The 22,876-nt window shown below is 68.7% G+C and carries 28 protein-coding genes and 1 tRNA gene; 10 read left to right on the forward strand and 19 right to left on the reverse strand.

What is annotated here, in order from left to right:
• Nucleotides 1-201 precede the first annotated feature (201 nt).
• The 3 genes from ACIOKD_RS14030 to ACIOKD_RS14040 all read left to right on the forward strand — a co-directional run bounded on the left by ACIOKD_RS14030 (nucleotide 202) and on the right by ACIOKD_RS14040 (nucleotide 2,090).
• Nucleotides 202-801: a TetR/AcrR family transcriptional regulator gene (locus ACIOKD_RS14030; RefSeq protein WP_402082690.1), complete on the forward strand. Its 600-nt coding sequence runs from the start codon at nucleotides 202-204 to the stop codon at nucleotides 799-801.
• Between the two features lie 245 nt (nucleotides 802-1,046).
• Nucleotides 1,047-1,511: a cupin domain-containing protein gene (locus tag ACIOKD_RS14035; protein WP_402082693.1), complete on the forward strand. Its 465-nt coding sequence runs from the start codon at nucleotides 1,047-1,049 to the stop codon at nucleotides 1,509-1,511.
• A 204-nt stretch (nucleotides 1,512-1,715) separates the two neighbouring features.
• Nucleotides 1,716-2,090, forward strand: coding sequence for a nuclear transport factor 2 family protein (locus ACIOKD_RS14040; protein ID WP_402082695.1), 375 nt, complete (start codon nucleotides 1,716-1,718; stop codon nucleotides 2,088-2,090).
• A gap of 153 nt (nucleotides 2,091-2,243) precedes the next feature.
• Here ACIOKD_RS14040 and ACIOKD_RS14045 read toward each other — a convergent pair whose 3' ends face one another.
• Both ACIOKD_RS14045 and ACIOKD_RS14050 read right to left on the reverse strand, forming a co-directional pair.
• Nucleotides 2,244-2,627, reverse strand: coding sequence for a VOC family protein (locus ACIOKD_RS14045; RefSeq protein WP_402082698.1), 384 nt, complete (start codon nucleotides 2,625-2,627; stop codon nucleotides 2,244-2,246).
• 20 nt (nucleotides 2,628-2,647) lie between these two features.
• Entirely contained in the window at nucleotides 2,648-3,055 is a 408-nt protein-coding gene (locus ACIOKD_RS14050; RefSeq protein ID WP_402082701.1) for a cupin domain-containing protein, read from the reverse strand.
• 63 nt (nucleotides 3,056-3,118) lie between these two features.
• Between ACIOKD_RS14050 and ACIOKD_RS14055 the strand changes: the two genes are divergently transcribed.
• Entirely contained in the window at nucleotides 3,119-4,066 is a 948-nt protein-coding gene (locus ACIOKD_RS14055) for a helix-turn-helix transcriptional regulator (protein WP_402082703.1), read from the forward strand.
• Between the two features lie 134 nt (nucleotides 4,067-4,200).
• On the opposite strand, the gene ACIOKD_RS14060 is transcribed toward ACIOKD_RS14055, so the two are convergent.
• The 8 genes from ACIOKD_RS14060 to ACIOKD_RS14095 all read right to left on the reverse strand — a co-directional run bounded on the left by ACIOKD_RS14060 (nucleotide 4,201) and on the right by ACIOKD_RS14095 (nucleotide 11,492).
• Nucleotides 4,201-4,569, reverse strand: a complete 369-nt coding sequence (locus tag ACIOKD_RS14060) for a hypothetical protein (protein ID WP_402082706.1) — start codon at nucleotides 4,567-4,569, stop codon at nucleotides 4,201-4,203.
• A 195-nt stretch (nucleotides 4,570-4,764) separates the two neighbouring features.
• Entirely contained in the window at nucleotides 4,765-5,880 is a 1,116-nt protein-coding gene (locus ACIOKD_RS14065; RefSeq protein ID WP_402082709.1) for a DNA alkylation repair protein, read from the reverse strand.
• A gap of 13 nt (nucleotides 5,881-5,893) precedes the next feature.
• The gene (locus tag ACIOKD_RS14070; protein WP_365240276.1) at nucleotides 5,894-6,196 is read right to left on the reverse strand and encodes a hypothetical protein; all 303 of its coding nucleotides are present in this window, start codon (nucleotides 6,194-6,196) and stop codon (nucleotides 5,894-5,896) included.
• 40 nt (nucleotides 6,197-6,236) lie between these two features.
• Nucleotides 6,237-7,292 (reverse strand): aldo/keto reductase, encoded by a 1,056-nt coding sequence (locus tag ACIOKD_RS14075; RefSeq protein ID WP_402082713.1) that lies wholly within the window; start codon nucleotides 7,290-7,292, stop codon nucleotides 6,237-6,239.
• Between the two features lie 137 nt (nucleotides 7,293-7,429).
• A complete protein-coding gene (gndA, locus tag ACIOKD_RS14080) occupies nucleotides 7,430-8,869 on the reverse strand; it encodes an NADP-dependent phosphogluconate dehydrogenase (protein ID WP_402082716.1) in 1,440 nt (479 codons plus the stop codon).
• A gap of 52 nt (nucleotides 8,870-8,921) precedes the next feature.
• Nucleotides 8,922-9,833, reverse strand: a complete 912-nt coding sequence (locus ACIOKD_RS14085; protein ID WP_402083531.1) for a helix-turn-helix transcriptional regulator — start codon at nucleotides 9,831-9,833, stop codon at nucleotides 8,922-8,924.
• Entirely contained in the window at nucleotides 9,830-10,291 is a 462-nt protein-coding gene (locus ACIOKD_RS14090) for a nuclear transport factor 2 family protein (RefSeq protein ID WP_402082720.1), read from the reverse strand. Before ACIOKD_RS14090 ends, ACIOKD_RS14085 begins: the two co-directional genes overlap by 4 nt.
• Before the next feature lie 172 nt (nucleotides 10,292-10,463).
• Nucleotides 10,464-11,492 carry a saccharopine dehydrogenase family protein gene (locus ACIOKD_RS14095; RefSeq protein ID WP_402082723.1) on the reverse strand — a complete coding sequence of 343 codons (1,029 nt, stop codon included), beginning with the start codon at nucleotides 11,490-11,492 and terminating at the stop codon, nucleotides 10,464-10,466.
• A gap of 208 nt (nucleotides 11,493-11,700) precedes the next feature.
• Between ACIOKD_RS14095 and ACIOKD_RS14100 the strand changes: the two genes are divergently transcribed.
• A complete protein-coding gene (locus ACIOKD_RS14100) occupies nucleotides 11,701-12,681 on the forward strand; it encodes a helix-turn-helix transcriptional regulator (RefSeq protein WP_402082725.1) in 981 nt (326 codons plus the stop codon).
• Between the two features lie 82 nt (nucleotides 12,682-12,763).
• Here the strand turns inward: ACIOKD_RS14100 and ACIOKD_RS14105 are convergent, their stop codons facing one another.
• Both ACIOKD_RS14105 and ACIOKD_RS14110 read right to left on the reverse strand, forming a co-directional pair.
• Nucleotides 12,764-13,603 (reverse strand): helix-turn-helix transcriptional regulator, encoded by an 840-nt coding sequence (locus ACIOKD_RS14105; protein ID WP_402082727.1) that lies wholly within the window; start codon nucleotides 13,601-13,603, stop codon nucleotides 12,764-12,766.
• A gap of 66 nt (nucleotides 13,604-13,669) precedes the next feature.
• Nucleotides 13,670-14,260, reverse strand: coding sequence for a TetR/AcrR family transcriptional regulator (locus ACIOKD_RS14110; protein WP_402082730.1), 591 nt, complete (start codon nucleotides 14,258-14,260; stop codon nucleotides 13,670-13,672).
• A 234-nt stretch (nucleotides 14,261-14,494) separates the two neighbouring features.
• Between ACIOKD_RS14110 and ACIOKD_RS14115 the strand changes: the two genes are divergently transcribed.
• A complete protein-coding gene (locus ACIOKD_RS14115) occupies nucleotides 14,495-15,373 on the forward strand; it encodes an alpha/beta fold hydrolase (RefSeq protein ID WP_402082733.1) in 879 nt (292 codons plus the stop codon).
• 55 nt (nucleotides 15,374-15,428) lie between these two features.
• Complete coding sequence (locus tag ACIOKD_RS14120; protein ID WP_402082735.1) at nucleotides 15,429-15,905, forward strand: peroxiredoxin; 477 nt, start codon at nucleotides 15,429-15,431, stop codon at nucleotides 15,903-15,905.
• Between the two features lie 412 nt (nucleotides 15,906-16,317).
• On the opposite strand, the gene ltrA is transcribed toward ACIOKD_RS14120, so the two are convergent.
• Entirely contained in the window at nucleotides 16,318-17,682 is a 1,365-nt protein-coding gene (gene ltrA / locus ACIOKD_RS14125) for a group II intron reverse transcriptase/maturase (RefSeq protein ID WP_402082738.1), read from the reverse strand.
• 1,127 nt (nucleotides 17,683-18,809) lie between these two features.
• Here ltrA and ACIOKD_RS14130 point away from each other — a divergent pair.
• A tRNA-Arg gene (locus tag ACIOKD_RS14130) sits at nucleotides 18,810-18,882 on the forward strand.
• A 561-nt stretch (nucleotides 18,883-19,443) separates the two neighbouring features.
• Entirely contained in the window at nucleotides 19,444-19,677 is a 234-nt protein-coding gene (locus ACIOKD_RS14135; RefSeq protein ID WP_402082740.1) for a helix-turn-helix domain-containing protein, read from the forward strand.
• A gap of 275 nt (nucleotides 19,678-19,952) precedes the next feature.
• Here ACIOKD_RS14135 and ACIOKD_RS14140 read toward each other — a convergent pair whose 3' ends face one another.
• Entirely contained in the window at nucleotides 19,953-20,159 is a 207-nt protein-coding gene (locus ACIOKD_RS14140; protein ID WP_402082743.1) for a hypothetical protein, read from the reverse strand.
• A gap of 153 nt (nucleotides 20,160-20,312) precedes the next feature.
• On the opposite strand from ACIOKD_RS14140, the gene ACIOKD_RS14145 reads away from it, so the two are divergent.
• On the forward strand, nucleotides 20,313-20,558 hold the full coding sequence (locus tag ACIOKD_RS14145) for a GntR family transcriptional regulator (protein ID WP_402082745.1): 246 nt from the start codon (nucleotides 20,313-20,315) through the stop codon (nucleotides 20,556-20,558).
• Nucleotides 20,559-20,610: 52 nt separating this feature from the next.
• On the opposite strand, the gene ACIOKD_RS14150 is transcribed toward ACIOKD_RS14145, so the two are convergent.
• The 5 genes from ACIOKD_RS14150 to ACIOKD_RS14170 are packed head-to-tail and all read right to left on the reverse strand — an operon-like array spanning nucleotide 20,611 to nucleotide 22,874.
• Nucleotides 20,611-20,976, reverse strand: a complete 366-nt coding sequence (locus ACIOKD_RS14150) for a hypothetical protein (RefSeq protein WP_402082748.1) — start codon at nucleotides 20,974-20,976, stop codon at nucleotides 20,611-20,613.
• Entirely contained in the window at nucleotides 20,966-21,409 is a 444-nt protein-coding gene (locus ACIOKD_RS14155; RefSeq protein WP_402082751.1) for a hypothetical protein, read from the reverse strand. Before ACIOKD_RS14155 ends, ACIOKD_RS14150 begins: the two co-directional genes overlap by 11 nt.
• Nucleotides 21,409-21,678 (reverse strand): hypothetical protein, encoded by a 270-nt coding sequence (locus ACIOKD_RS14160; RefSeq protein ID WP_402082754.1) that lies wholly within the window; start codon nucleotides 21,676-21,678, stop codon nucleotides 21,409-21,411. Before ACIOKD_RS14160 ends, ACIOKD_RS14155 begins: the two co-directional genes overlap by 1 nt.
• Nucleotides 21,679-21,699: 21 nt before the next feature.
• The gene (locus tag ACIOKD_RS14165) at nucleotides 21,700-22,005 is read right to left on the reverse strand and encodes a hypothetical protein (protein WP_402082756.1); all 306 of its coding nucleotides are present in this window, start codon (nucleotides 22,003-22,005) and stop codon (nucleotides 21,700-21,702) included.
• Nucleotides 22,005-22,874: a peptidoglycan-binding protein gene (locus ACIOKD_RS14170; protein ID WP_402082759.1), complete on the reverse strand. Its 870-nt coding sequence runs from the start codon at nucleotides 22,872-22,874 to the stop codon at nucleotides 22,005-22,007. Before ACIOKD_RS14170 ends, ACIOKD_RS14165 begins: the two co-directional genes overlap by 1 nt.
• Between the last annotated feature and the right edge of the window lie 2 nt (nucleotides 22,875-22,876).

Raw genomic sequence — 22,876 nt, forward strand, 5'->3', positions numbered from 1 at the left:
ACGGGTCACCCAGGCAGACCGGGGCTCGGGGCACCCCTGTGGCGGCCCGTCGGACCGTTCCCGCCGAGAGGCGGTGGCCCACGGCATCACGGGCGCCGTCATGGTGGCGGCGCTCCGTGTGACTGCGGGCGCGCGGCACAGGTGGCCGCCGAAAACGGAGGGGGTGAAGCCGGTCGATGAGCTGCGCAGTAATGTGCTTGCATGGTGAGCGAGCAGTCCCCGGCCGTCGAAGCGGATCCGCGTTTCACCCGTTCACGGCGGGCGATCGCGGACGCTCTGGCCGATCTCATGCAGCGGACGCACACCTGTCCTTCGGTCTCCGCGCTGGCCGAAGCCGCCGGCATCCACCGTGCGACCTTCTACAACCACTTCGACTCGGTCGAAGAGGCTGCGGTGTACGTGATCGCGGACGACTTCCGTGCCCTTCACGATCTGAACATCAGCAGTCGGCACAGGGGGGCGGAACCGGCCGAGGCAGCTGTGGCAACGCTGAATGCGATGCTCGACTCGCTCAAGCAGCGCAGGGACCTGTTCCTGCTGGCCTCGACCTGGCGGTCGTCGAGCGGGCTGATGGGCATCGGCGACCTCCTCCTCGATCAGTTGCACGCTCTGCGGCGCGACCTCGGCGTCAACGAGCGGGAGTCGGGCCCGCACAACTCGGTCGAGGACGTCTACACGGCTTCCGGAGTGCACGGAGTCTTCTCGGCCGCCGTCGGAGGCAACACCGACTGCGACCCCGAGGAGATCGCGGTCCGCCTGTACGCCCTGCTGCCCTCCTGGATCCACCGGCCACCGCAGTAGGCGACGGCCCTGACCGGCCGGTCAGGCCCGCCCCGGCCGGGACCGGGCGCATTCGACGGCATCACCCTGTTGTCCGCCGGGGCCTTCCCCGTCCTGGGCGATGGGCGCTACCGGCATGCGGAGCCGCCACGGCACCGCACCGCCGCAGATCTTCGCCGCGCGCATCCGCGCTGCAGCATCAACCTCATCGGCTTCGACGAGTCGGCTTCCGCCATGGGGCCGGCATGTCGCAAGGAGACCGCATCATGAGCATCGCCCTTGTCCGCAACCCTGGTGACGGCCAGGACTTCCGTTACTACAACAACGTGATCGAACAGGTCGCGACCAACGCCGAGACCAGTGGAGCGGTCAGCGTTATGCGCCTGACCGTGGGCCGCGAGGACGCGCCCCCGCTGCACACCCACAGCCGGGAGGACGAGAGCTGGGTCGTCCTGTCGGGCCGGGTCCGGTTCTGGGTCGGATCGACTTCACTCGACGCGTGCGAGGTCCGCGACGCCGAACCCGGCGCCTACATCTACGTGTCCCGGCTGGTCCCGCACACCTTCCAGACCATCACGCCGACCGCCGAGGTCCTCGTCATCAACAACCCAGGAGCCATCGAGGGCCTCTTCCACCAGGTCGGCCCGGCCGACGCCCGCGAGGACGCCGCGCACACCGACCTCGCATCCGGCTACGGAATCGTCAACCACGACGACCCGCCCGCCGCCTGAACCCACACCGGCATCTGTGACCGTCGGCCCCGGCCCGGCTTCGCCCTCACCGCCGCCGCCTGCCCCGCACCGTTTCATGGCCACGCCCAGCGACCACCTTCTGCCCGCCGGAAACCGGGTGCACGCCGTGCTCCACAGCAACGTCACCGCAATTCCCACCGCTTCGGCACCAGTGGGCGCACATCGCAAGGAGAACCAACCATCATGAGCTCTAACCTCAAGGACAAGGTCGTCACCTACCTCCGCTTCCTGGAAGAGTCCGACTGGCAGGCCGCGCGTGCTGTGTGCGCGCAGACTGCCACCGTCTGGCACAACGACGGCAAGGGCGACGAGACGCTCGACGAGTACTTCGACGGACTGAAGAGGCAGATCGGCTCCTACGAATCAATCCGCTACGACGTCCTGCGCCAGCTCTCCCAGCCGGGCGGGGTCCTCCAGCAGCACGTCGTGCACGTGAAGGGGAAGGACGGCCGGCGTGGCGAGGTGCACGCCGCGGTCTACTTCGGCTTCGACGACGGCGAACTGATCCACCGCATCGAGGCGTACGCGAACTACATACCCGTCGACCGGGACAGCTGAGGCGGGGACCGCACCTGGTCGCCGCTTCCGCGCGATGCGGGGTACCCGGCCTGGGCTGCGGCTTCCGGCGTGCCACCGGCTGCGTTCACCTGAGCGGTGATCTGCGGTTTCCCCGGGCCAGGGTCCGCGCTCCGGTCGGAGCGCGGACCGGTGTCAGCAGACAGTGATGCAGAACGGGTGACCCGCGGGATCGAGCAGAACGCGCCGCCGGCCGGGCATCGGTTGCGTGTCGGCTGCAACGGCTCCCAGAGCGATGAGCCGGTCCTGGGCCGCGTCCAGGTCGTCCACGCCCAGATCGAGATGAGCCTGCTTCGGCACGGAGGCATCCGGCCAGGTGGGACGCTGGTAATCGTCGACGCGGTAGAAGCCCAGGCCGGGTGTACCCTCCCGTTCCACCAGCGCGAAGCCGCCGGTGGAACGGGAGACGGGCAGGCCGAGCACTGCACTGTAGAAGCGCGCCAGCTCGGCGGGGTCGGGGCAGTCGAAGGTGACGGCCAGGTAGCGGACCGCGGGAACGGAATCGGCGTGGAAGGCCATGGACGACTCCATTGTCGGGATCACGGCGTCCGGACTTCTCCGGTCGGGAACCCCGGGACCGGCGTGAAGACTTCGAACATGGTGGTGTGCTCAAGCGCTACGGCGGAATGGGGCACTCCGCCCGGGATCCCCAGCGCTTCCCCCGCCCCGAGGACGAAATCCTCCTTGCCTACCGTGTACTTCATCCGGCCGGACACGATGACGTCGATCTGTTCCATCGGGTGGACCTCCTGTTCGCTGGGATCCGCGAGATTGGGGATCACCGTGCCCGCTGCGATCTCCACCTTGAGCACCTGTGCCTTGTCGACGGTCAGAGCCTTGAACATGACGCGGTCTCCGAAATCGCCCAGTGGCGTCGGTTTCATCTCGTCCCAGATCCGGTGCTGCGGCCGGCCTGCGTCGTGTACGGGGGTGTGTTCTGTGGTCATGAGAAGGACGCTATGGCGCGACCAGGACAGCTTCGGTCCTGGTCATCGAAAAGGATTCCGAGTGTGATCAGTACCTCTGCCCGCCTGCTGCGCCTGGTTTCCCTACTGTCCGCACGCCCGTTCTGGACCAACGCGGAGCTGGCCCGGAGAATGGAGGTCACCGAGCGCACGGTCCGGCGCGACGTGGCCAGACTCCGGGAACTCGGTTACGCCGTCGAGTCCGATCCCGGTCCCTGGGGCGGTTACCGCCTGCGGGCCGGCACCCGCATGCCGCCACTGGTCCTCGATGACGACGAAGCCCTGGCCGTGACGGTCGGGCTCCGCGAAGCCGCACTCGGCGGCGCCCTCGGCGATGATCAATCAGCGCTGTCGGCCCTGCTGAAACTGCGGCAGGTCCTGCCTCCGAGGGTCGCCGCACGGCTGGCTGAAATGGACACTGCCCTGGTCCATGCCCCGCGCAGCGACGCGCCGCAGATCGCCTCCGGCATGCTGCTCGCGCTGACCGATGCCTGCCGCCGGGGTGAGCGCGCCACCTTGACCTACCGCGACCGGGAAGGCCGGGCCTCGACCCGCGAGGTCGACCCCTACCGCCTCGTGCACACGGCGCGGCACTGGTACTTCGTGGCCCGGGATGTGGCACGAGCGCAGTGGCGTACCTTCCGGGCCGACCGCGTCCTGCGGATCCGCACGACACAACGTGCCGTCAAGATCCCTGATCCGCCCGACCCCGTACAGCTGGTCCGCGAGGCCATTCCGGCGGGCACCTACCCCGTTTACACCACGGTCCGGGTGCCCCTGCCCATGGAGCAAGCAGTGCAGCTCATCCCCGCCTCGATGGGCGTTCACCGTCCGGACGGGTCCGGGGCCACGCTGGTCGAGATCGGCGGACATACCGCTGACGACCTCGCCCGCTACCTTCTCAGCCGGGCCACCCCATTGAAGGTCCTGGAGCCCGACACCGTACGAGAAGCGTTCCAGCGCCGTGTACAAGAGCTGATGCGGTCGATGTGACACCGCTGCCGGCGAGCGGTGAGGACGTCCGCGGCTGCCGCGCCGGGGTCCGGCCGGCTGCGCCGCCGCAAGAAGACGGAGGCAGGACGCAGGGCCGGACCGGCTCTCAGGCACCGGACCCGCGTACGGCCCCCCTACGCGCCCATGCCGCGCAGGGTCTGCTGCAGTCCGCCGCCGATGCGGTCCATGGTGTCCTCGTAGGCTTGCGGCATGTCGATGCCGAGCCGGTCGGCGAGCACGAAGACCCACCACATGGATTCGGCCAGCTTGTGCCGCAGTTCGGCATCCACGTCACCGTCGATGCCCCAGGTGCGTTCCGCTGCGAGCACCAGCCGTCCCACGTAAGCGGCGTCGTTGGTGAAGCCCAGGGCGAGCTCCGGCAGCGTCCAGGTCCTGCCCAGCACACGCTGTTCGATCTGCTCGTACTGGGCCCGGACCTTCAGCGCCCTCTCGTCGGCCTGAGCCAGGCCGGGTTTTCCGTCATGCGCGGGTGTGGTGTTCATTCGGGCCTCCTTCGAGAAAGGTATTTCTGGTGTCACTTGCGACGCTAGGGGCAGATGTGGACGGGTTCGGTCCTGGTTTGCCGGTGTGGTGAATCTGTCTGTCCGCAGACGAGTGACGCACGTGCCTGATGTGAGCGGGCGCGCAGGGGGATCGTCGGCCAACGCTGCGCGCGCCGCCCTGTCTCCTACCGCGGGTCACGGTGGGTCCGGGGCGGCCAGTTCGAACTCGGTGCGGTCCGACTCGACTCCGTTGACCTGTACGGAGATCGCGTGCGGCCCCGGGTGGTAGCGGCGGGTGGTGATCGGCCGGAATGAGTGCTCGCGCGACACCTCGACGCGCTCGTCCGGCGCGAGGGTGCGGGTGGTGAGCTTGAAGGTCTTGCCGGTTTGGCCGCCGTTGGCTTTGTGGTGGTGCACGATGTAGTCGATCGCCAGCCGCGCCGGCGCGTCTCCGGCGTTGCGGATCGACGCGGTGAACCGGACGCTCCCGCCGAACGGCACGACGGCGCGGTCCAGCCGGGGCCCCTCGACGTCCAGGACCGCGGGGGCGAAGCCGAGCAGTTCCAGCGCCCCGGGGTGCCCCCGTTTGACCAGGGTCCGCAGTGCGTGGCGCACCAGGCGCTGCGTGGTGGCGTCGGGGCTCTCCAGCCACCGGCGGGCGGTGTCGACGGCGATCTGGGGGTGGTCGCGGCTGAGGTCGTTGAGGTGGTTGGCGACCGAGCGGCGTACGTACTCGCTCTCGTCCCGGTACAGGGCGTCCAGGACAGGTACGGTCACGCCGGGACGGGCCAGGATCTGCGGCACCCGTACCGACCAGGGCAGGTAGGGGCGGGTGCCTTCGGAGGCGAGTCTGCGGACATCGGTGTCCGCCGATCCGGTCCAACCGCCGACGACGGTGGCGAGCGCCCGGTCGAGGTCGTGGCGCAGCAGCGTCCTGATCGCGAACTCCGAGGACAGGCGTCCGGTGAGGCTCGCGAGCAGTTCCATCGCGTCGTCGAAGGAGGCAGGGTCGCCCTGCTGGACGGCGCGGGTGGCGACCGCGTCGGTGACCGGCCAGATCAGCCATCCGGTGAAGTGCGGTGCCTGGTCGCGGGCGGTGCGCACGACCTCGGCGAGGGCGGCGTAGTCACCCGGCAGGTCCATCAGCAGTGCGTCGCGCAGCAGGTCGGCGCGCTGCCGCAGGGACAGGGGGTCGATCTGCCGGGATGCCGCGCGCAGTGCTGTAAGGCCTGCGTGCGGAGCGGCGGCCCGGATGGCGCGCGTGAGGCTCTGCGCGGTGTGGCGGCTGATGAGTTCGTCGGCGAACGGCATGCTGGTGCCTGCCTCACGCGAGGTGGTGCAGCGCGGTGGTGAGCTGCCAGTCCACGCTGTCGTGGTCGATCGTGGCGTGGACGGGAGAGCCTGCCATCTCGCCGGTGATGCCGGCGGCGCCCGCGCGGGCGTGCGGCAGGCTGTCGTAGGCGACGATGTCGATGACGCGTCCGTCGTCGGTGGCGACGATGCGCCGCCACAGGAAGCCGGGCTGCCGCTTCAGATAGGCATCGATGTCGGCATTGGCTTTCACGAAGTCGTCCGCCGTCTGGCCCGGAGCCGGGCGCAGGGTGGTGATTTCAAGAGTCTCGTCCATGGTGTGCTCCGTTCTCGTCGTGCCGTCGTATGGAGGGGGCTCAGCGGACGAAGGCCTTGGCGGCCAGGCCGTTGATGGTGGTGTCGCCCTGCTGGAAACCGACCATGGAGTCGATCATGTTGTGCGGGTAGTCCAGGGTGGGCGCGGTGAGGACGTTCAGCTCGTTGATCTGCTCGTCGGTGAGGGTGACGTCGAGCGAGGCGAGGTTGGCCGCCAGCTGCTCCTGCGTCCGCGCGCCGACCAGCGTCGAGGTCACCTCGGACCTTTGGCGGACCCAGGACAGCGCCACCGCGGCCACGGTCGTGCCGAGGTCGTCGGCGATTCGCTGCAGGGCGTCGAGGAGGACGAAGGTGGCTTCGTTCAGGTAGGCGGCGGCGTACGCGGTGCGGCCGGAACCGGCCACCTCGCTGGTGGCCCGGGAGTACTTGCCGGACAGGACACCGCTGGCCAGCGGGGACCACGGGGTGATGCCGAGTCCGAAGCGGCGGGCGGCACCGAAGGTTTCCCCTTCTACGCTGCGGGCCAGCAGGGAGTACTCCACCTGGAGGGCGGCGACGGGCTCCCAGTCGCGCAGCCGTGCGGTCGTGGCGGCCTCCGCGACCCACCAGGCCGGCACGTTGGACAGGCCGATGGCGTGGATCTTCCCGGCGCGTACCAGGTCGGTCAGGGTGGACAGGGTCTCTTCCATCGGGGTGTGCCGGTCCCACTGGTGCATCCAGTACAGGTCGACGTGGTCGGTGTTCAGCCGCCGCAGGGACGCGTCCAGCTGGGCACGGATCGCCTTGCGGCCGGCGCCACCGGAGTTGGGGTCGTCGGCGGCCATGTTGCCGCCGAACTTCGTCGCCAGGACGACACGCTCACGACGGCCGGGCCGCTGGGCGAAGTAGCGGCCCAGGGTCTCCTCGGAGGCGCCACCGTTGTACATGTTCGCGGTGTCCACGAAGTTACCGCCCGCGTCGAGGTAGTGGTCCAGCAGTCCGAACGAGGTCTCGGGGCCGGAGCCCCAGCTGCCGTCGTCGAAGTTCATCGCGCCGAAGGCTAGAGGGCTCACGCGCAGTCCGGAGCGGCCGAGGGTGCGGTACGAGGTGAGAGACATGACATTCCTTCTCAAGGGTCGAAGAGGCGAAGGTCCGGTGGGGTGTGAACACCACACTGGTCGACGGGACGTAAAAGAGGGAGGCTGTGTGAGGGTGGGTGCGGCACACCCAGGCAAGCTGCCGTTGGTCCGTTCGATCAGACCTCTGTCTCAGGGTGGTCGGGGTGCGCCCAGTGGGTGTGGAAGGTGCCTTGTCGGTCGTTGCGCCGGTAGGTGTGGGCGCCGAAGTAGTCCCGCTGACCCTGGAGCAGTGCGGCGGGCAGCCGATCGGCTCGCAGGGTGTCGTAGTACGACAGCGCTGCGGCGAAGGCCGGAGTCGGGACGCCGCGGCGAACGGCGGCGACGACGACCTCGCGCCAGGGGACCTGGGCCGCGGTGATCTCCTGCGCGAATCCGGGCTCGGCGAGCAGGCTGACGAGCTGAGGGTCGGCCGCGTGCGCCGTGCGGATCCGGTCGAGGAAGGCGGCACGGATGATGCAGCCACCCCGCCAGATGCCGGCCACCGCTGCGAAGTCGATGTCCCAGCCGTATCCGAGCGCGGCGTCCTGGATCATCTTGAAGCCCTGGTCGTAGGCGATGACCTTGGACGCGTACAGCGCCTGCTCGACCTGCGCCGTGAAGCGTTCGGCCTCGGAGCGGCTCATCGGTATCCGCACGCCGCCGGGCAGCGGGCGGTAGGCGGTGCGCAGGGCGGCCTGTCCGGAAGCCGCTCGTGCGAAGGTCGCCTGAGCGATGGCCGTGACGGGGGACGCCAGGTCGAGGGCGGTCTGTACGGTCCAGCGGCCGGTGCCCTTCTGCCCGGCGGTGTCGGCGACCACGTCGACGAACGGCTTCCCGGTGCCGGGATCCGTGTGGGAGAGCACCTCAGCGGTGATCTCGACCAGGTAAGACTCGAGGCGCCCCTTGTTCCAGGTGCGGAAGATCTCGCCGATCTCGGCCGGGCTGTACCCGGCGACCTGGCGCAGCAGGTCGTAGGCTTCGGCGATGAGCTGCATATCGGCGTACTCGATGCCGTTGTGGACCATTTTCACGAAGTGGCCGGCGCCGTCGGACCCGATGTGCGTGCTGCAGGCTTGTCCGTCGACGTGGGCGCTGATGGTCTCGAACATGGGGCCGAGGATGGCGTAGGCCTCCTTCGAACCGCCCACCATGATCGACGGTCCGTGGAGGGCGCCTTCCTCGCCGCCGGAGACGCCTGCTCCGACGAAGTGGATACCACGTTCCCGCAGATCCGCCTCACGGCGCCGGGTGTCGGCGAAGTGGGCATTCCCGCCGTCGATGATCATGTCGCCGTCGTCCAGCAGCGGGGCGAACTCGTCGATGACGGCGTCCGTGGCCGCTCCCGCCTGCACCATGATCATGAGCCGGCGGGGGCGCTGCAGGGACGCGACAAGTCCTTGGGCGGTTTCGGCCGGTACGAAGCTGCCCTCGTGGCCGAATTCCTGCAACAAGGACCGGGTACGCGACGGGGTCCGGTTGTGGACGGCGACCGTATAGCCGTGGCGGGCAAAGTTGCGGGCCAGATTACGACCCATCACCGCGAGTCCGGTGACTCCGATGTGCGCGGGTGCGTTCATGGTGATCTTTTCTTTCTCGCCTGGGCGGTGGGATTCGGGGCGTACGCGGTCGTCAGGGTGGCGGCCCGCCCATGGCCGCGAGGTAGGTGAAGGCCTGGGCACTGCGGCTGCCGGGAACGGGAATTGCGAGCAGCAGGCGTTGCCCGGGGACGGCCGTTGTGCCCAGGACGCGGTACCTGAGCGTGATGCGTCCGGCTGCGGGGTGGACGACGTTCCTGTACGCGCGATCCAGGCCGACCGCTGTCCGGTCCTGTGATGCCCTGTCCTGCCATGCCCTGGTGAAGTCGGCCGACGCGGCGGTCAGGTCGGTGACGAGGTCCGCGATCTCGGTGTCGCCCGGCAGCCGGAGGGCATTGCGGTGCAGCGTGTGCAGGGAGGCGGCGGCTGCCGACGGCCACTGGGCGAAGTAGTTCCTGGCCTGCGGATGCGTGAAGAGGATGCGGATCAGGTTCTGATTGCCGCTGATACGGCCCGTGGCGGCGAAGGGAGACAGCAGTGCCTGCGCGGGCTCATTGGCGGCCAGGATGTCGAAGCAGGGGCTCAGCACGTAGGCCGCTGCCTGGTGGGATGCCTCCAGTAGGCGCAGGAATTCGGGATGCACCTGCTCGCGGGCACTGTCAGGGCGCAGGTTCGGGTTGAGTCCGGCGAGGTGGAACAGGTGTTTTCGTGTGTCCGCGTCCAGGTGGAGAGCCCGGCTCAGAGCCTCGGTGATCCGGGCCGAGGGCTTTCGCACCCGTCCTTGCTCCAGCCGTGCGTAGTGGTCGACGCCGACTCCCGACAGGACGGACACCTCCTCCCGGCGCAGTCCTTCGACCCTGCGGTTGCGACCGCCTGCGCGCAGGCCCACGTCCTCGGGGGTCAGGCGGGAGCGGCAGGTTCGGAGGAACTCTCCGAGTGCGTTGTCCTGGCTGTCCTTGCCGCGTGTGCCGGTCCGGACGGAACCCGCCCTGTCGTCGGCCCTCAGGAGCCGGACTGCTCTTTGAGGTGGTAGCGGGTGTCGCCGGTGAAGTCGATGGTGACCTCCCGCCGGGCGAAGGACCACCTACCGTCGCGCCGTTCGAAGCGGTCGCGGTACCGGCCGCCCGCCACCATCTGCAGCGGCAACAGGCCGGGCACCGCCTGGAGGATGTTGTAGTACGACCGCGCCTCGGCACTGTCGTCGTCCTCGTTCACCTCGATGAGGATGTTCGTGGTGATGTGCCGGGTGCGCAGGGTCCCGTCGTCGTGGACGACAAGCATCGAGCCGATCAGCTCCTCGATGGCCTTCCCACCGCGCAGGCTCACCTCACCGGACACGAAGTCCGCGTGGTCGAACAATGCGCCGAACTGCGCGAAGTCTCCCTCGTCGACGAGGTGGGAGTAACGGGCGATGAGGTTCTCGATCTGCCGGGCGCTCGACATCGAGGGGGTGGCAGAAGACATGACGGTCGCCTTTCAGCGGGGTTCCGGAGGGAGATTCCGCCCGCCCTGTCCGGGCGAGCACCGTCAGTCTGGTCCTGCGCCGGCCCGCGAAGAAGGACGTGCCGTCCTGGGTGCCGCACTCCTACCTTCCGCTCCACTCCCCCCGTGGGCGGGCCGTCCTGGAGGGCGCTTCCTACAGATCCTTGATGTACGAATCACCGACGGCGAGGGCCAGTCCACTGCCGTACGCGGAGGACGGCGACTGGAAGCCGGGCGTGAAGGAGCCGGCCAGGACACGGCGGGCGATCTCCACGGACGAGAGCTGGGTGAACCGGTAGCCGGTCGGCGTGTCGATCAGAGACCTGGCCACGCTGCCGTCCCGGCCGGTGACCTCCGCAACGACCTTGCTGCGTCCCACCTGCCGCTCTGTGGCGGTCGGCCCGTCGGGCAGCGCGGAGAGGTCCAGGTCGATGGGCAGTGGCTGACCGGCCTGCACGTACACCTCGATGGTGGGGATGCCCGTGGCGTAGTGGCTGGTGATCAGATCGCCCATGGACGCGGACACGGCCTCCTCCGGACCGTTGTCGCCGAAGTCGAACGAGGCGACCCTGGGCTCCGGCAGCGCGACGATCTCCCCGTCGGTGCGTACCAGTACACCGAGGTCGCCGATGCCCTCGGTGGCGCTGATGATGGAACCGCGGGAGAACAGGTTCAGGCCTTCGGCTTCTTCGGCAGTGGCACTCAGGAGTTTGAGAGCGAGCCGCAGACTGACGGGATCGGCGACGCGCGCCGCGGTGTGTGCGGCCACGCCGTCGCTGGGCACCACGTCCCAGCCGACGCCGGACATGACCATCACCCCGGCCGCCGTGGCCTCGGCGTGCCGGGAGCGTGCGGTGGCGAAGACGTCGTATTCGGCGGTGGTGTCCAGGTAGTGCACCCCGCGGTCGATGGCGGCGTCCATCAGCGGGCGCGCGGTGTGGCGGAACGGGCCGGCGACGTTCAGGACCACGGTGATGCCGGCGAGCGCCTCGCGCACGAGTGCGGGGTCGTCGACCGGGAAGGCGCGGCTCTCCAGGCCGAGTTCCTCGCCGAGTGCCGTGACGCGCTCCGGGTTGCGGCCGGCCACGACGACGTCGAGGCCCGACTCCTTGGCGTGCTCGGCGACGAGACGCCCGGTGTAGCCGGTTGCTCCATAGACCAGCAGGCGGGGGGTGGCTGACACTATGTGCTCCTATACAAAGAGGATGGCGGTGGGCAGAGGCGTCCGGGCGGTACTGCGACCCGGGGGTGTGTGCCTCGCATTCAGGCTAGGAGCAGATCCGGACACCTACGGTCCTGGTCTGTCTCCGATCCCGCGGTCCTGGTCTCGGCAGTCACGCCGCCGCAGCCCTGTACCGGTCGGCGCCCGACATCCTGGATAGGTTCGTTCCGTGATCGCTACCTCTGCCCGGCTGCTGCGGCTGGTGTCCTTGCTCTCGTCCCGGCCGACCTGGTCCAACGCGGAGCTGGCACGACAGCTCGACGTCACCGAGCGCACGGTGCGCCGGGACATCGACCGGCTGCGCGAGCTCGGCTACGGCGTGGAGTCCGTACCGGGGCCAGGCGGCGGCTACCGCTTCGGCGCGGGCAACCGTATGCCGCCGCTGAACCTGGACGACGACGAGGTGTTCGCCGTGGCCGTGGCGCTCAGGGAAGCTGCCCATGGTGCCGCGCTCGGCGCCGACCCGGCGGCGCTGTCGGCCCTGCTGAAGCTGCGGCAGATCCTGCCCGCCCGGATGGCCCGGCGGCTGGCCGGCCTGGACGACACCGTCGAGCACACCGCACGCTGCGAGACCCCGCGGGCGTCGGCGGACGTGCTGTTGATGCTGGCCTCCGTGTGCCGGGCGTCCGAACGCACCACGCTCACCTACCGCGACATGCACGGCGCCACGACCGTCCGGTGCGTCGACCCGCACCGCCTGGTGTACACCGGCGTCCACTGGTACTTCGTGGCCCGCGACGTCGAACGTACGGCGTGGCGCACGTTCCGTGCCGACCGGGTGGTCGAGGTCGAGTCCACGGGGCAGGTCGTCGACCTGTCCGACGCACCGGACGCCGCGCAGATGGTCTCCGACACCATCACCCGCACCGGCTACCCCTTCTTCGCCCGGGTCCGGCTCCCACTGTCCTACGACGACGCGCGCCGGCTGGTGGCGCCGATCGTCGCCACCCACGAACCCGACGGGCCGGACCGTACGGTCATCAGCATCGGCGGCTCCGACCCCGACCAGCTCGCCGGCTACCTGCTCAGCCTGCGCACGCCGCTGGAAGTCCTGTCGCCCGACTCGGTCCGCGAGGCACTGCTCGCCCGCCTCGACGCGCTCTACCGCGGCAACAAGGAGAGCCGGGCGGGAGCCGATGGGCAGCGTTGACGATCAGAGGGGCCTCGCAGGCGGCACGGTTCCGTGTGGACCAGGACGGCACCGCAGCGCTTCTGCACTGCGGCAAGGGGTGTCACCCGGTGCTCGCGCCGCGCTCGGCCGGCGCGAGGAGGGACGCGATCGCCGCGGCGCTGACGCTGCCGGGCTCGGGAACGCCGACCAGGAGCTGCTGCCCGGGAGCGTCATGGACGTCGAAGGTCTGGTACGTCAGCTCGATACGCCCTGCCCCGGGCAGCTCGAACACCTTGAACGCACGGGACATGTTCTCCACCTTGTTCTCCTGCCACAGGTGCCGGAACTCCGGTGCCGCCTGCGACATCTCGGACACGAGGCCGTGGATGTCGGGGTCGTCGGGGAAACGGCCCGCGTGCAGCCGCAACGCGTGCACGGTCGCGCGCGCCACCACCGGCCACTCGACGAAGACCTCCCGCGCACGGGGATGCTCGAACAGCACGCGGACCATGTTGGAGGTGTCCTCGAAGGGTGCGAGGAGTGCGGCGGCGACGGCGTTCTTGGCGAGGACGTCGAAGGCGGGGCTCAGCACGTAGGCGGCGGCCTGGGGAAAAGCGTCCAGCAGTTGCAGCAGGGAGGGGTGGACCAGGTCGCGGCCTGCGGCCGGGGTGAGCGCGGGATGCAGGTTGGCCAGCCTGAAGAGGTGGCTCCGCGCGTCCGGTGTCAGCCGCATCGCCCGTCCCACCGCGTCGACGACCTGCGGTGAGGGGTGGCGTTCGCGTCCCTGCTCCAGGCGGGCGTAATAGTCGGAGCTCACGCCGGCGAGGACGGCCACCTCTTCGCGGCGCAGGCCCTTGACCCGGCGGCTGCCGCCGCCGGCGGGCAGGCCCACGTCAGCCGGTTCGGTGCGGGCGCGGTTCGCCCGCAGGAAGGCGCCGAGTTCGTTCTGTGGCTGTTGCATTTTCCGACCTGGTGGCTGAGGTGAACGGGCGGGTGTCTCGGGGCCGGCGGTGCGGCGGGGCTTGGGCTATCCGGTTCCTCGCCCGTCTGCCAGGACGGCGGAAACCGTCCGCATCAGATGTTCACGCACCATGGCCGGGTCGTCCAGGTCCCCGCCTGCCATCGCCCCGTCCCGCAGGAGCACCAGCACAGAGGTGGTGTATTCGCTGTCGGTGCAGCCCGCGGCGGTCACCAGGTTCAGAACGGTCTGCCGGAACCAGGTCCGGTGGGCCTGAACGGCCCGCCGCACGGGATGCTCGGGGTCGTGGTACTCGGCGGCGGCGTTGATGAACGGGCAGCCGCGGAAACCGGGTCCGCAGATCTCCGCCCCGATGCCCGCCATCATCATGATCAGCAGAGCCTCCGGGTCGGCGCTCGATCGGAACGCCTCCGTCACCGCGGACCTGATCTGCCGGTCGCGCTGCTCGACATGGGCGAGCACGAGGTCTTCCTTGCTGGGGAAGTAGCGGTAGAAGGTGGCCCTCGTGACCTGGGCCTCGGTGATGATGCGGTCCACGGCGACGTGGCGGATCCCGTCGGCGTAGAAAATGCGGGAGGCCGTCTCCAGGAGCCGGGCTCGGGCCGGGGACGCGGTCGCGGAGGCTTGAGGCGAGATCACACCGCCACCATACCGGAACGGTCGTTCTCCCCACATGGACTCGGGGGACGCACCATCACAACCTCACCTCCAGGCCCTCCATCGGCCAAACACCTGAATCCTGCGGCTTTCAGTGACTCATTCGTCACGTTGACCCTCACAGAAGCGCGCGCTACGGTCGCCACTAGACAGAACATTCTGTCTACCGACAAGACTCGTCGAGTCTCCTCATGTCATTTACAGAGAAGGCACATCATGTCCCGACGTCACACCCAGTCCGTACGCCGTACGCGCCGCGCGGTTCTCGCAGTCACCGGCGCGGTCGCCCTGGTCGCCGCCGCCGTCCCGGCCGTCGCCAGCAGCAGCGCTTCCAGTGACGGGAAGACCGCCGTGGCCGTCACCACGGCCTCGCACTCCCCTGCGAAGCCGACCGTCCTGCTCGTGCACGGCGCCTGGGCCGACTCCTCCAGCTGGAGCCCGGTGATCGACCAGCTGCAGGCCCAGGGCTATCCCGTACAGGCACTCGCCAACCCCCTGCGCGGGCTCACCTCGGACGCGGCCTACGTCAAGAGCCGGATCGAGAGCATCGAGGGCCCTGTCGTCCTGGTCGGACACTCCTACGGCGGTGCGGTCATCAGCGAGGCGGCCGCGCAGGAGCCCAACGTGAAGGCACTCGTCTACGTGGCGGCCTTCGCACCGGACAGGGGCGAGACGATCGGCGCGCTGGCCGCCAAGGACCCTGGCTCGCACGCCACACCGGACGCTCTGAACCCCGTCCCCTTCGACACGGGCAGCGGGGCGAGCGGCGTGGACCTCTACATCAAGCCCGACAAGTACCGTGACGTCTTCGCCGCTTCCCTGTCGGCGCGCAGGGCCAACAGCCTCGCCGCCGTGCAGCGGCCGGTGAGCGCCGTGGCACTGGAAGAGACCGCGACAGATGCCGCCTGGCAGGACATCCCCTCCTGGTACCTGGTCACGCGCCAGGACCACGCCCTGCCCCCGGCCACCCAGCGCTTCATGGCCCAGCGGGCCCACGCGCACACCAGCGAGGTCAACGCGCCCCACGCCGTGATGCTCACCCGCCCGGACGCCGTGACCGGCCTGATCCGGCACGCGGCGACGGCCACCCGCTGAACGGCATGACATCGAGAACGGCACAGGCAACGCGGACGGCATACAAGGAGACGCAATGGCAGGCTCGATAGAAACAGGCAGTAAGGCACCGGAGTTCGTCCTGCACGGGGGCGTACTGCGGGACGGCGAGTTCACCCGTGGGACCTACCTGCTCGACGCCGCACGTGAGCACCCCCTGGTCCTCGCCTTCTACCCGCAGGACAACTCAAGTGTCTGCACCAAGCAGTTGTGCTCCTACTCAAGCGGGCTGGAGCAGTTCACGAAGCTGGGCGCCGAGGTCTGGGCCATCAGCCCTCAGGACGTCGAAAGTCACGAGGAGTTCGCTCGCAAGAACGACCTCCGTATGCCCCTGCTCAGCGACCCCGACCGCACCGTGGCAAAACTCTTCGGCGTCGCAGCCCCAGGTGTCGGCCTGCGGCGCTCGGTGTTCCTGATCGCTCCCGGGGGACGGATCGCGTGGAAGCACGCGGCACTCGTCGGCCTCACCTGGCAGCCTCTGGAGAAACTCACTGCCGAACTCGCGCTGCTCTGAGAGTCGGCAACACGCCGACGCGCCCCTGCCGCGAGGAATTTCACACCCGTTACGTCAGGGCGCCACAAATCGAGCCGGCGTGCAAGCAACCCTTCGCTGCAAGCCCGGATGCTTCTCACTGTGGTATTCAAGTCTCAGGCAACCCACTTCCCGAAAGCACAAGATAAAGCACCGGTGACCACGCCCTGCTCGCCCGTGATCCACGAGGTGTGCAGTACATGACGATCGATGCGCCACCCGCTTTCGGTCCGGACGAAGAAATCCGTGTGCGTGCCGCCGGTGCATTTCATTGCTCTATGAGATTCCCCCTCAGTAGGGTCGGGGACTGGCGCGGTGGCTTCCGCTCCGTTTCCAGTCCCCGCCGCTTCAAACCGTGCATGCAGTTCTCCCGCACACGGCTTTCCGACATCGTTCACCGGCTGGCATGCGCCGTTGCCCTGCGTACGGTTCCGGTGAGGCGGTAGACCCCGAGCCGGGTGATCCACCCGTAGGTGAAACGGGTGGCCCAGTTCCGGCCCCGCAGTCCGTGTTTCCGGCTGGCGAGGATCGCCAGCCGCTCGTGGACGTAGCCGTCGACCGCGTTGAACTTCCGCCCGGAGTTCCCGTTGCGGAAGTACGCACCCCAGCCTCGCAGCACGGGGTTGAGGTCAGCGACCACGGCGGCCACCGGCCGTTCGGTCCTGGAGCGTCCGGTGGCCGCGCGGACTTTGTCCCGCAGCACCCGCATCGCTCTGACCGAAGGCCAGCGCTGCAAGTAGAACTTGCCCCGCCATTTCCACGACTCCACTTTCCGGTGGTGGAAGCCGAGGAAGTCGAAGCCTCGCCCGCCCCGGCTGAGGCAGGTGATGCCGGACTTCTCAGGATGCAGCCGCATCCCGAGCCGTTCCAGCACCCTCGCCGCCAACTCCCGTGCTTGTTCGGCTCGTTGGCTGGTCGGCGACAAGACCACGAAGTCATCGCAGTACCTCACCAGCACTCCCAGCCGGCGGCCCCCGTCCTGCCACGCCTCGTCGAGGACGTGCAGGGCGATGTTCGCCAGCAGAGGTGAAACCGGTGAACCCTGTGGGGTTCCCGCCCCGGTCGGAGAGGTCACCCCGCCCTCCAGCACTCCCATCCGCAGCCAGGCCCGGATCAGCTTCAGCATCGGCCGGTCCACCACCCGCCGGGCCACCTGGGCCATCAGCGCATCGTGGTCGATCGTCCCGAAGCAGTCCCGGATATCGGCCTCGAAGACCCACTCCCGGCCCTGGTTCACGGAAACGCGCACGGCTTCGCACGCATCGATCGCGGACCGCTTGGGCCGGAATCCGTAGCTCGCCTCGGTGAACTGGGCCTCGAAAACCGGTTCCAGGACCAGTTTCGCGGCCGTCATCACCACCCGGTCCGCCACGGTGGGAATCGAAAGCGGCCGGAACTCCCCCGGCCGCCCCGGCTTGGGAATCTTCACCCGCCGCAGCACCGACGGACGATACGTATACGTCCGCAGTCTCTGCGCCAGGTCCTGGAGGAACGCATCCACCCCCGAGGCCGCCACCGCGTCGACGGTCACGCCGTCCACGCCGGGGGCTCCCCGGTTCGCACACACACCGGCCCACGCCCGCCGAAGAACGTCCATGCGGTGGACATGGCCATACAGGGCATGAAACCGGCGTTCGGGTTCTTGCTCGGCACAGCGGTAGAGCGTCCGCTGCAAGGCTCGGACCTTGTCCAGAGGACGGCCACCCGGTCCTGCGGCGCCTTCCTCCCGGCGGATGGATCTAGCCGAAACGGCACTCATCCGGGCCCCTCCCTGTTCACGATCCGCATCGATGAAGCAGGGGCCCTTCGCTCCCGGCGGGTTGTGTAGTCCCGCCGATCCTCACTACTACGACCCCCTCCGACTGCCTCTCGGCAACCCGCCACTTCCTGGTTCTTCCGGTTATAGGCGGGCCACGCTTCCCGGGCCGCAATCCCTGGGGCCGAGGAGGCCCTCTCCAGTTCCCAGGACAACCGTCCGACCATTCCACGCCCCTTACGCCGGGAGGTTCTTCGGCGACCGCTCCAGGTCCAAGATCGCCTTCCATGGCCTTCGCCGAACAAGCACAGGCTCGGCTCCTCCTTGGCCCCGCCTTCCGGCGGGCTTAAATAACGACGCTGCAGGCTTCACTTCATGTTGCGGACTGGCCGGTTGCACACCCCCGAAGGGCGCTTGTCACTCCACTTCGACGCCACCATTTCGAGTGACGCCGGGAGTCAGCCACCGAGGACCCTGGCGTCTCCCCGGACCGGACTTCCACCGGCTGGCTATCCTGAGCTTGACGTCCGGTTACATCGTTCACATCCCTTCTGAACTGGGAAGACGTCCGGACTGCTGGACGTACGCTTGCCGTTTAATATTCGACGGATGCCGATGTTTGAACGGCAAGCTGAGGTAGTTCTCTGCACGCCTGTCTCATATACAGGACTCCCACTTCGCGGCCCAAGCCCTACCCGTCTACAGCACCAGCAGAGGATGGGGTCAGGCCGCGTGTATCGCAACGGCCCTGTCGCTCACAGACGAGCAAGGCGGTCTGCTGTGGCAGACGCCATGAGACGGTGCTCAACTGGCTCCACAAGCAGACACAGGGAGCAGAACGGTCCAACATCCCTTGGACCCACCTCCTCGACCCCCGTCAGCCGTTCGCCGCAACGCACAGAAACAGCAGGTCAGAGGCTTCCTGACGCCTCATCCTGTCCCCCTGCTCCGATACACAGGATCCTCGCTGCCAGGCATCCGCTAAGCTGTGCGTGGTCAGTCGTTGGTACGTTGCGTTGTCCGCTCCGGTGACATCACGGAGAACGTCACACCATGCCTGACCAGCGGGCTTGTAGTTCTCGCCGAAGATCCGCAGGCTGGATTTTCGACAAGCTTTTTTACAAGCCCCCGCCTTCGTAGCTCAGGGGATAGAGCACCGCTCTCCTAAAGCGGGTGTCGCAGGTTCGAATCCTGCCGGGGGCACAGCATTGATCAGGGCTAAGGCCCCGGAACTCCCAGGTCAGGGAGGGTCCGGGGCCTTTCTCGCGCCCCGCCCTACCTGCCTGACTACACCCTCACTACACGGCTGATACGCCCTCACTACCAGAGTCCATCGCCTAAATATCGCCTAAACGATCATGCCGTTTCCGCAGGTGGGGCCGGACGCGTGCAACCCCCGCACTCCCAAGAGGGAGGCGGGGGCTGCGCGTGCCGGGCCATCACGGAGAGGGGGCCACCGTCCCCTGTGACGCCCGGCACGACTGGAGTGCGATAGCGATCAGCGCCGCCACCTGCACCCCATGTCTATCAGGCCAGGTCAGAGTATGTAATCACCCATTCGTGTGAACGCATGTTCTATTCCATGACACTACCTGGAGCCCTACGGCATATGCCAAAGCCGCAGGGCTGGAGGACGGCCGGGGTCCAGGGCCGAGGAGGATTCAGTGGTTGTGCCCGCATGCAACCGGAGCCACACACTCATGATCGATAAATGCTGAACACATTCAGCAGACTTGTAATGATCGTCACCCGAACGTGGGGCGAGTGCAAGAGCTGCCCGATGACGACGCCTGGATTACCGATCGACGCCGGGTCATCGGCGCCCGTATCCGGGCGGAGCGCGAGCGGCAGAACCTCACCCAAGAGCAGGTCATCCTCGCAGGCCGCATCGACCGCGTAACCATCTGGCGAGTAGAGACGGGGCAGGAGACGACGCTCTCCACACTGCTGAAGATTGCCCGGGTCCTCGATGTCCCGCTGCCCGACCTCGTGCAGTGACCGGCCCCGGCCGGGGCACAGTTCGCCGGCCGGGGCCTATCCCGCCCGCCCCCGACGGGGGCGGAGACAGGCGGGAGATCAGGAACGCACCGGCCCCAATGCGCAGCCGGGGCACGCCCACACCTCCGCGTCCATACAGACCGGGCCGACACTGCCCCGGGCCACACCCTGGGACACCGCACCAGACGTCAGCCGGATGCCGCACCACACGCAGGCCCGGCCCGACCACACCTCCCGCCCCAGGTTCACGGCGCCGGGGAGTTTCCGGGGCGCGGTCACTGCGGCTGCTCGCTGAGCGGGACCAGGCGGTGCCTCTTGCGGCAGGGGGCGCAGGCGTAGAAGGGGCGCGGCGGGCCGCTGTTGGTCGACTGCGCGTCGATCAGGACCCCGGTGTCTGTGACGTCTCCGTGCCAGTGGCACCACCGGATCGCCTTGACCTCGGGCTCTGTGCCCACGGTCGGGGTGTGCGTATCGTCTGCCATGTCGACTCCAACCGGTCGGCCAAGCCCTCGGCCGTTCGCGCGGCGCGGGGGCTCTCTATGTCCGGGGACGATACCCCTTACATACACTGCATGCACTACATGCAGTGTATGTACCGCTCGCGCAGAGTGATCACCGTACTTAGCGTGAGCTGCATGATTGACCCAACGAGCGAGGTCCCGCGCTGGCGGCAGGCGCACGCGATCCTCACCGAGCGCATCCGCTCCGGGGTCTACTCTCCGGGCAGTCGTGTGCCGTCCGTCGTCGCGCTCACCGAGGAGCTAAGCATCAGTACACCGACCGCTCAGAAGGCCTTGAAGCAGCTGCGGGAGGATGGGCTGACGTACACGGTGCCCGGCCTGGGCAGCTTCGTCGCCGGGGCCGAGCCACCGACCACCTGACCCTGGACGCACGAAAGCGGCCCCGCCCTCCCGGAGGAGAGCGGGGCCGCAGTCAGTCGATCGAGTAGGGAACCAGCTCCCGGGGGACCTCCTCGGGTAGTTCTTGGCGGGCGGCCAGGCGCCGGTTCGCCCTGCGGATGATCCGCATCGCCATACGGAGAAGCCGTTCGAGGGTCGTCACCTTCTCCTTCTGCTGCTCCACCAGCACCGTCAGATGGTCGACCTTCGCTTCCAGGGTCTCGAACCGCGCCCAAATCTCGGGCGACACCTTCAGCTCTCCCGACTCCCGCGGCTCCTCGGCCGCCCCGCCCACAGCAGGCGGGCCCGCCCGCGGCGTCGAGACTCTCGCGACGAGGACAGCGCCGATGGCCCCCACCACCGCGATGATCACCCCAAGCACCGTGTCCTCACTGCCCACCGGTGCCCCCTCTCTCACACGTGCATATCCGTCGGCGCCTCCCCGTCAGGACCGCGACGACCACGATCAGCAGCACGATCGCCGCGTAGATCGGCACGGCCGCCCACGCCACCTCGTAGTCGCCGGTGGCCGCGGTAGCCGTGAAGGAGAGCGACCAGTACGCCGGGGGCAGGGACACCGCGGCGAACCCCCAGGTGTCCCTGCCCGGCCGGAGCGCCCCGGCGACCATGCCGAGGACACCGCAACCGATCCACACCCCACCCCACGCCTCGATGCACATGATGCGGATCAGCGGGGCAGTGCCGGAGGTGATGGAGCCGCGGGTCGTCAGGATCAGGCCGAGGCCGTAGACGACCCAGAGGGCGCCGACACCTGCGAGGGCGAGGCCGCGCCAGCGCAGGTGGCGCCAGACCCGCGCCGCCGCGGCCCGCATCAGACGCCCTTGGCGAGGCTCGCGCTGTTCTTCGTGCCGAACGCTCTGGCCAGCATGCCCTTCAGGAGAGTGCCGCCCGCGACGATGCCCGCGGTGGCCATGGTCTGCCAGAAGCTGGCGTGGAACATGTCGGCCGGGCCCGCCGCTACGGCGACGCCGCCGGCGGCCACGACGGCTGTGGCGAGAGTGCGCTCGGCGAGGTCGCGGCCGTAGGTCTTCGCGGTCTTGATGACGGTCTCGGCGTCGCCGGGCAGGGTGAACTCAGACATGGTGATGGTCCTCTCTGGGGTTCAAGCAGGTATCCACGCGCCGCCGCGGACGAAGCCGTGTAGGTCACAGCAACGCCACAGCAGCGAGGGTTCGAGGTGCAGCGGCTCACGACTGACGAGCGTGTGCGCGCCGGTTCCCGCGGCCACCCACCGACCGGTGACGGTGCGCTCTTCGGGGACGTTGGCGAGCGCAGCGCACCAGTGCCAGAACATTGGAGTGGTCTCTGTCGCCAACCACCCGAAGTAGATCTCGTCGGTGAGCCGGGTCAGGCTGGCCATCTCCAGGCCCGGCCAGTCCGAGGGTGGGGTACCGCGGTCGTGGCTCATCAGACGTTGGGAACTTTGAGCAGGTCCCAAGTGGTCTTGCCGGGCGGCCACTTCGCCGCCGTTCCGGTGTGGCCGCACTTGCGCTGCCACGCCTCGTAGGAGGCGACGTCAGCAGTGCCGAGCGTCGGGCCCGGGCCAACCGTGTACCGGCCACAGCCGACCGCGACCAGCCGCTTGCCCATCGCGGCGAAGACGGCCGACCTCTTGCCGAGGGCGGGCTTCGTCCCTGCCATGAAGAACGCCGTGCCGGGAAACGGTTCGTACTTCGGCTCAGATGTCGCCGGAGCTCCGACGAATGCGGGCCAACTGCCAGGGTCCTGGTGGTCGTTCTCTGGGACGTGCGCGTGCGCGTACCAGCCACCCTTGGACGCCCAAATGGCCTCCGACCGGTGCGACCCGAAGTCGACGGGGCGGCCCATCGGCCACGTGTCCGGGACGCCCCACGACCGGACCCAGGCCAGCAGCTCCGGCCAGCCCTTGCACGGGGTGTCGACGAGCCGCGGGTAGACCGTCGTCCCGACCCGGCAGTGCGGGAAGAACAACGCCTCGATCTGCAGCACGACCTTGCCCGCACGGTTCGTGCGGGTGCCGCCCGCGCGGTCGGCGAGGGACTTGCTGCGGGAGGTGGCCGGCAGGAACTGGGTGATGCGGCCGGTGAAGGGGTCCCACAGGACGTGCGGAGCGGAGGGCTTCCCGCCGCCGGAGAAGTACGAGCGGAGGTTCTCGTAGGGCACGAGGTCCTGCGGCTTGGCCGCGCTCGCGTTGCGGTCCCACGTGATGTGGCCGATGGCTTTGGGCGGGCCGCCGTCGGTGGGGGCGTGGTCGCCTATGTCGAGCTTCTGCGCTCCCGGCATCCAGGGTTCGGGCATGG

The sequence above is a fragment of the Streptomyces sp. NPDC087844 genome (genome assembly GCF_044742785.1).
Taxonomy (GTDB): domain Bacteria; phylum Actinomycetota; class Actinomycetes; order Streptomycetales; family Streptomycetaceae; genus Streptomyces.